5 protein-coding genes are annotated in these 7776 nt (G+C 67.2%); 4 read left to right on the top strand and 1 reads right to left on the bottom strand.

Annotation, left to right across the window (positions count from 1 at the left end; all coding sequences use genetic code 11):
* From VGD44_RS10995 to VGD44_RS10980, 4 genes are all read left to right on the top strand, one after another.
* Nucleotides 1-786, top strand: a 786-nt coding sequence (locus tag VGD44_RS10995; protein WP_331086850.1) for a thiamine pyrophosphate-dependent enzyme, incomplete at its 5' end; no start/stop codon positions are given.
* Nucleotides 787-811: 25 nt separating this feature from the next.
* Complete coding sequence (locus VGD44_RS10990; RefSeq protein ID WP_331086848.1) at nt 812-2245, top strand: aldehyde dehydrogenase family protein; 1434 nt, start codon at nt 812-814, stop codon at nt 2243-2245.
* A 50-nt stretch (nt 2246-2295) separates the two neighbouring features.
* A complete protein-coding gene (locus tag VGD44_RS10985; protein ID WP_331086846.1) occupies nt 2296-3129 on the top strand; it encodes a phosphodiesterase in 834 nt (277 codons plus the stop codon).
* Nucleotides 3130-3132: 3 nt separating this feature from the next.
* Nucleotides 3133-5001 carry an adenylate/guanylate cyclase domain-containing protein gene (locus VGD44_RS10980; protein WP_331086843.1) on the top strand — a complete coding sequence of 623 codons (1869 nt, stop codon included), beginning with the start codon at nt 3133-3135 and terminating at the stop codon, nt 4999-5001.
* A gap of 113 nt (nt 5002-5114) precedes the next feature.
* Here the strand turns inward: VGD44_RS10980 and VGD44_RS10975 are convergent.
* On the bottom strand, nt 5115-7776 hold a 2662-nt coding region (locus VGD44_RS10975; RefSeq protein WP_331086841.1), incomplete at its 5' end, for a hypothetical protein.

The following is a 7776-nucleotide window of genomic DNA, read 5'->3' as shown; positions in this document are numbered from 1 at the left end:
GCCGAGGTGATCCACATCAACTTCCGCTCGGCGGAGGTCGATCCGGTCTACTTCCCGCAGTACGAGGTGATCGGCGACATCGGCAACGCCATCTGGCAGATCAAGGAAGACATCCTGCCCCAGGCGGGCTGGGACTTCTCGGCCATGTACAAGGCCCGCGCCGCCGAGGTGGAGCACGCGGCCAAGTACGACAACGACCAGCGCTTCCCGATCTATCCGCAGTTCCTGGTGAAGCAGATCCGCGAGGCGATGCCGGACGACGGCATCATCTGCCTCGACAACGGCGTCTATAAGATCTGGTTCGCCCGCAACTACGCGGCGCGCCGGCCCAACACCGTGCTGCTCGACAACGCGCTCGCCACCATGGGCGCGGGCCTGCCCAGCGCCATGGCCAGCGCGATGATCTATCCCGAGCGCAAGGTCATGGCGATCTGCGGCGACGGCGGCTTCATGATGAACAGCCAGGAGATGGAGACGGCCGTCCGTCTGAAGCTGAACATCACCGTGCTGATCCTGAACGACGGCAGCTACGGCATGATCCGCTGGAAACAGGCCAACATGGGCTTCAAGGACTGGGGCCTGACCTACGGCAACCCCGACTTCGTGGAGTACGCCAAGGCTTACGGCGCGAACGGGTTCCGCATCGACTCGTCGGCGTCACTGCCGAAGGTCCTGCGCGGCTGCCTCGACACGCCTGGGGTGAACCTCATCGATTGCCCGGTCGACTACTCGGACAACGACCTCATCCTGAACCGCCAGATCAAGGAACTGAGCGCGGCCATCTAAGCGGCAGAAGCCAAAGGATACGGACATGACCGCCCTTCGGGACTCCTACCCGCTTTACTTGGCCAACGAGGCCCAGACCCCGAACCTCGATCTGGAGGTCACCGACAAGTACACCGGCAAGGTGGCGACCCGCGTGGCCCTGGCCAACGCGGCGATCATCGACGCGGGCATCGCCGCCACCGTCGAGGCGGCTGAGCCGATGGCGCGGATGCCGTCCTACGCCAAGCAGGAGGTGCTCGCGCACTGCGTGAAGCGCTTCCAGGAGCGGTTCGAGGAGCTGGCCTATGCGCTTTGCATCGAGGCCGGCAAGCCGATCCGTGACGCGCGCGGCGAGGTCACCCGCCTGATCGACACCTTCCGCATCGCCGCCGAGGAGAGCGTGCGGATGACGGGCGAGGTCCAGCCGCTCGACATCTCGCCTCGGGCCAAGGGCTACCAGGGTATGTGGAAGCGGGTGCCGATCGGCCCCTGCTCGTTCATCAGCCCCTTCAACTTCCCGCTGAACCTGGCGGCCCACAAGATCGCCCCGGCGCTGGCGGTGGGCTGCCCGTTCGTGATGAAGCCCGCTTCGCGCACGCCGCTGGGCGCCATCATCATCGGCGAGATCCTGGCCGAGACCGACCTGCCCAAGGGCGCGTTCTCGATCCTGCCGGCCCAGCGCGACGGCGCCGACCTCTTCACCGTCGACGAGCGGCTCAAGCTCCTGTCCTTCACCGGCTCGCCCGGCGTGGGCTGGGAGCTCAAGGCCAAGGCCGGCAAGAAGAAGGTGGTGCTGGAGCTGGGCGGCAACGCCGCGGTGATCGTCGACGCCGACACCGACCTGGACGACGCCGTCGAGCGGATCGTCTTCGGCGCCTTCTACCAGTCGGGCCAGTCGTGCATCGGGGTGCAGCGGATCATCATCCACGCCTCGATCTACGACGAGTTGAAGGACCGGCTGGTCGCCAAGACCAAGACGCTGGTGACCGGCGACCCGCACAAGGAAGAGACCTTCGTCGGGCCGATGATCGACGTGAAGGAGGCCGCCCGGCTCGACAGCTGGATCCAGGCCGCCGTCGCCGACGGCGCAAAGCTGCTGGTCGGCGGCAAGCGCGAGGGCGCGATGCTGGAGGCCACGCTGCTGGAGGGTGTCGGCCGCAAGGCAGCGCTCTACGCCGAGGAAGCGTTCGGGCCGGTAGCGATCCTCTCGAAGTTCACCGACTTCAAGGACGCCCTGGCCGAGGTGAACGATTCCAAGTTCGGCCTCCAAACCGGCGTTTTCACACGCGACCTCTACAAGATGCTCGAAGCATGGGACCATCTCGATGTGGGCGGAGTCGTCATCGGCGACGTCCCCAGCTACCGGGTCGACAACATGCCCTATGGCGGGGTGAAGGACTCGGGTCTCGGCCGTGAGGGCGTTCGTTTCGCGATGGAGGACATGACAGAAATTCGCAACTTGGTCATCCGCCGCCGCTAAGCGTCCGTATCTAGACCGGGACAGTGCGCGCTGCTTGGGGAGGCGGCTTGGTGTTGACGATCGCGCAGATCACAGACCTGCACGTGACGACCGACAAGGATCCGCTGAACCAACAGCGGAATGAGGAACGCCTGCGCCAGGTGATGAAGGCGATCCACGAGCTGCGGCCACGGCCGGCAGCCATCGTGGCAAGCGGCGACCTGGTCGATCGTGGCGAACGGGAAGAGTACCTCGAACTCCAGCGGCTGATGGCCGAGAGCGAGATTCCGGTCTTCTACGGCATGGGCAACCACGACAGCCGCGAGGCCTTCCTGTCGGTGTTCGACGGCCCCGGGGCCCAGACCGACGAGAACGGCTTCATCCAGTACGCCGTCGACTTCGGGCCGATGCGGATGGTCGTGTGCGACACGCTGGAGGGGCCGAACCACGGCGACTACTGCGAGGACCGCGCCGCCTGGCTTGCGGCCACCCTCGAGGCCGAGCCCGACAAGCCCACGGCGGTCATCCTGCACCACCCGCCGATTCCCAGCGGCATCCAGTGGATGGACCCGGATCCGGCCTCCCCCTGGATCGGCCGCCTGGCGTCGGTGCTGAAGGGCCGCGAGCAGGTGCAGGCGCTACTGTGCGGCCACATCCACCGGGCGTTCAACGGCGCGTTCGCCGGCCACGTGCTGACGGCCGCGCCCGCCACCTCGATCCAGCTCACCCTCGACCTCACCGAGGTCGACATGCACGTGCCCGACGGTCGCGAGATCCTGGTCGAGGAGCCGCCGGCGTTCGCGCTGCTCATGTGCCAGGCCGGCAGCCTGACCACCCACATCTGCCAGGCGGGGGAATACACGCCGGCCGTCACCTACAATTTCCCGTTCCGGACGCTCGCCTGATCCATGGCTGCTGCGGGCACGCCAAGAGGTCTGATCGGGCGGATCATCGCCCTGCGCGCCTGGTTGCGCGCCACCGGCGGCAAGGTCTGGGCCGACGCCTTCGTCACCGTGGTGGTCGCCGTCGTGGCTGCAGCGGCCGCGCTGTGGCTCGGCGGCTCCACGCCAGGGCGGTTCGTGGAGAACCTGACGTCCGACATGCGGATCGCCGCCGGCGCGCCGGCGGCGCAGTCCAAGTTCGTGATCATCAAGATCGACGACGACGCGCTGAATGCGATGAGCGAAGCCTCCCCCTGCCACTGCCTGTCGCCGATCGACAAGGCCTGGCTGGGCGACCTGATCGCCACCCTGGACTCCAAAGGCATCAAGGCGGTCGCCGTCGACTATCTGCTCGACACTTGGAGCACGCCCGAGGAGTTCGCCGACTTCCAGCGGCGGATCGCGCCCGTGAAGGCGCCCATCGTGGCGGCCGTGGACCCGCAGCTCACCCCCGGCGTCGACTTTCCGGTGGCGAAGAAGCTGAACTACGCCGACGCCCGGGCGCTGATCGGCACTGACTACGACGACGTCGTCCGCCGCTATGACCCGCTGCCCGGCCGCTATCCGGCGCTGGCCACCCAGACCGGCATGGTGACCGAAGGCCTGAAGCCCAAGAAGGGTGACTTCGCCATCCGCTATCGGCGGGCCGACCCCTCGGTGAAGGCCGAGAACACCGGCGCGATCGCGCCATCGTACTCGGCCGCGTTCGTGGCGTTCCTCCCGGAGGCGTTCTTCAAGGACAAGATCGCCTTCATCGGGCGCGTGACCCGCTCGGCCACGGTCGATGCGAGCACGCTGAAGGACGACATGCACTACACCCCGATGCGCTTCGTGCCGGGGCACTTCGACGGGACGCCCGGCGTGGAGGTGCACGTGCATGCGCTCTCGCAGATGCTGGCGGGCGACAGCATCCACACGCCGGGCCCGCTCTCGACGGCGCTGCTGGTCTTCGCGGCCGGCATGGGCGGCGCGCTGCTTGGCCGGTCTACCCAGAGCTGGTGGCTCTCGATCGGTATCGTGGTGCTGGGGATCGGCCTCTTCGGCCTCATCGCCTACTTCCTCTACCAGAGCCTGGCGTGGATGGCGCCAATGACCTCGCCGGGGATCAGCTTCGCGCTGGCGTTCTTCATCCTGAGCCGCCTGGCCGCCGCCGAGTTGCAGACTCAGCGGGCTTTCTATTCCTCGACGCTGGAGCGCTACCTCGCCCCGCAGGTGATCGACCGGATGGTCGACGGCCAGGAGGAGGTGAAGATCGGCGCCGAGGAGCGCGAGATCACCGTGATGATCTCCGACCTGGAGAACTTCTCGAACCTGGTGGCCAGCCTCGACCTCGAGACCTTCGAGGGCGTGATCAACGAGTATTTCGATGGGGTCATCGACATCCTGTGGAAGCACGAGGCGATGATCGACAAGATGACCGGCGACGGCATCATCGCGATCTTCGGCGCCCCCGTGCTCTCGCCCGACCATGCCGACCGCGCCATCGCCTGCGCCCGCGAGATCGACGTCTACGCCCTCGAGATCCGGGAAAGGATGATCGCCCGCGGCATCAAGTTCGGCTACACGCGCATGGGCCTGTCGTCAGGCATCGGGCTGGTCGGCAACTTCGGCGGCGAGCGCCGGTTCAACTACACGGCCTATGGCGAGGTGGTGGTGATCGCCGCGCGGCTGGAGGCCGCCAACAAGACCTTCGGCACCCGCATCCTGTTCAGCGCCGACACTCTGAAGCTGGCCAAGCAGAGCGTGCCGATCGAGGCCGTGGGCGAGATCGACCTGAAGGGCGTGCCCATGCCGATCCCGGCCTACACCACGCCGACGGACGCGCCCGCCACCTAATCGTCATCCCACGGTCGCGCAACGCGCGATCCGGGGGACCCAAGCTGAATCCGCAGCTCTCCTGAGTCCGCATAGTCCCCCGGATCAGCCTGCGGCTGGCCGTGGGATGACGGTCAGCGGTCCGCCTGCTGCACCAGCCCAGGCCCCAACCAAGCGGTCATGTCCACGGCGTCGGAGACCCGGTAGGGCCGGCCCCAGCGGTCGGTGAAGAAGCGCTCCATCTCGGACCGGTTGAAGGGCCGTGAGCCGAGGCGGCCGAAGATCGCCATCTGGCCGCCCGTCTCGTCGACGGCACGGTCGCGGTCCAGGCCCTTGGACAGCGCCAGCGCCGGCGACGGCGTCCTCGCCCAGGCGATCAGCTCAGGCCTGGGCGCCGGCGAGAAGCCGTAGAAGTTGGGCTGGCTGGACGGGCTGATCAGTTGCACCACCTTCAGGCCGTTGCGCCCGTCGGCGACGTAGGCGAACAGCGATGCGTTGGTGGAGCCCACGACCACGTCCTCGGCGTCGGTGATCGCGCCGCCGCCGTCGAACTTCTGGTGCAGGCGCGGCCGCTCGGGATTCTTCACGTCGACGATGACCAGGCCGTCGCGCTTGGCGGCGACGTAGGCGTAGGTGCGGGCCACATAGACGCGCCGCGCATCCACCAGCGGCACCGTCGCGCCTTCCACCAGCTTCGGTTGGTCGAGCTTCGTGACGTCCAGCAGTTCCAGGCCCCGCTGGGTGGTGACCCATAGATAGCGGAACTGCAGCGCCGAGGCGCGCGCGTCGGGCAGCGAGACGGTGGTCACGTGCCGCGGCTTCAGCGGATCGTTCAGGTCGACCACCACCAGGCCCGCGTCGGCGGCGATGTAGGCGTAGTGGCCGCCCAGGGTGATGTGGCGCGCGCCCCTAAGCACCCCGCCGGCGTTCCAGGTGACCGCCCGCTTCAGCATGTTGTTGCGCGGGTCGCCGTCGGCCAGCGTGTTGACGTTGACGAGGATCAGGCCCTCCTCGCTGTCGGTGATGACGGCGTAGGAATAGAGCGGGTGGAACGCCTGCTCCTGGTTGGCCCGCAGCAGGCTGACGTCGGCGCCCGTCACCGGGTCCTTGACCATCATCTTCGCCATCGCCTCGTTCCGAAGCGGCGCGATGTTCTGATTGGTCGACAGCGCCATGCAGGTGGCGTTCTTCGAGTCCACCTTGGTGTCGTGGCCCAGCGGCGAGAACGGCGCGGTGATCACCCGCTGCGAGATGCCCTTGTTGGCCACGCTGGCCGCGTCGAACACCCGGAAGCCGCCCTTCCCTTCCGCCACGAACATGTATTCGCCGCGCAGCTGCAGGCAGCGGGCCGCGCCGTCGGTCTTGTGGTGGAAGTTGGAGATCTCCTCGTAAGCGTCCTCTTCGCCGCCCTTCAGGCCGTCGACGAACGGCTTGCCGCGCCGCCAGTCCTTGAGCTCGCGCTTATTCTGGTCGACGTGCAGCTTGTAGAAATCGGGATAGGCGTAGCGGTGCAGGTAGCTGCCGAACACCGCCTGCGGCTCGCTCCACTCGGACACGCGCACCGCCTCAATGCCGCCTTCCAGGCCCACCCAGGCGTTCTGGCCGACGAAGTTCACGAAGTTGGTCCCCAGCAGCAGGAGCTGGGCCATGATCGCGTTGTTGTCGTTGGCCGCGCTCACGTGGCAGTCCGAGCAGGTCTTGGTCTCGGTCGTGCGCACGGTGTGCGGGAAGTGCGGCGCGAATGCCTGGCTCGAGAAGCCCGACGCGGCGATCGGCGGCTGCTGCACGTAGATCCGCTCGCGGTTCACGTTCGTCGACGACAGCACCAGCGCCGAGGACGAGCGGATCGGCGCGATGGTCGAGCCCTTCGTCGTCTGGTGCTTGCCCAGCTGGTACATGTCATCCCGCGCCACTTGAGGATTGTAGGTGGCGTAGTTGCGGGTCTCCTCACCCTCGTACTTGTGGGTCGTGGTCTTCCAGTTCGCCTCGATCGGCAGGTGGCAGCCCGCGCACGCCGTGGTCCACGAGGTGTGGCAGGCGAAGCATTCCATCTCGTCGTCGTTGTGAGCGCGGTCGCCCGCGGCCACGCCTGGACCCCAGCTGAACGGCCGGCCGTCCTGGCTGATCTTGCTCATCAGCTTGGCGCGGGCGGACTTGGCGTTGAAGTCGGGCGAGCTGCGGTCGACCGTGTCCTTGGTCAGCTTGATCCGCCACTCGACCTTGGGATCCAGCAGCGAGCGCTGGATCAGCACCTGGCGCCCGTCGCGCTCGACCCACTCGAACCGGCGCTGGCCGTCGGGGTTGCGCAGCAGGGTCAGGTCGTTGCCTTTCGGGTCGGCCGCCGGGCCCGAGGTCTTCAGCGTCGGATAGGCGTTGGACGTGCCGTGGCAGTCCTTGCAGCGGATCTCCACCGCATTGGCCACCTCGCCCATGATCAGGCCCGAGCCGTGGCTGTCCTGCGCGAAATGGCAGTCGGCGCACTGCATGCCTTTCTCGGCGTGGATGTCCATCATGTGGACCGCCTTGCCCGGCGCGTTCTGGCCGGCGGGCGTAAACTCGGGCGCGCCCTTCTTGTGGAACTTCTCGGGGTCGTCGTTCGCGATGACCGCGCCGTCCTTGTCGAGCAGCTCGCCGTCTCGGTTGCGCTTGAAGATGGCGCGGAAGTTCCAGCCGTGGCCGTGGTAGTCGGCGAACTGGGTGTCCTTCAGCTTCGGATTGAGGCCGAACACCTCGCGCAGAAAGTCCAGGTCCGCCCACTTGCCGCGCGGCGCAGCGCCCTCGGGATTGCGGTCGAGG

This window comes from Phenylobacterium sp., from assembly GCF_036402295.1.
GTDB lineage: Bacteria > Pseudomonadota > Alphaproteobacteria > Caulobacterales > Caulobacteraceae > Phenylobacterium.
The sequence above is the reverse complement of the archived record's forward strand: the minus strand, read 5'-3'. Positions and strand labels throughout refer to the sequence as shown.

Coding starts and splice junctions, on each gene's coding strand:
- VGD44_RS10980 (WP_331086843.1), top strand. CDS start 3,133: ATGGCTGCTGCGGGCACGCCAAGAGGTCTGATCGGGCGGATCATCGCC.
- VGD44_RS10990 (WP_331086848.1), top strand. CDS start 812: ATGACCGCCCTTCGGGACTCCTACCCGCTTTACTTGGCCAACGAGGCC.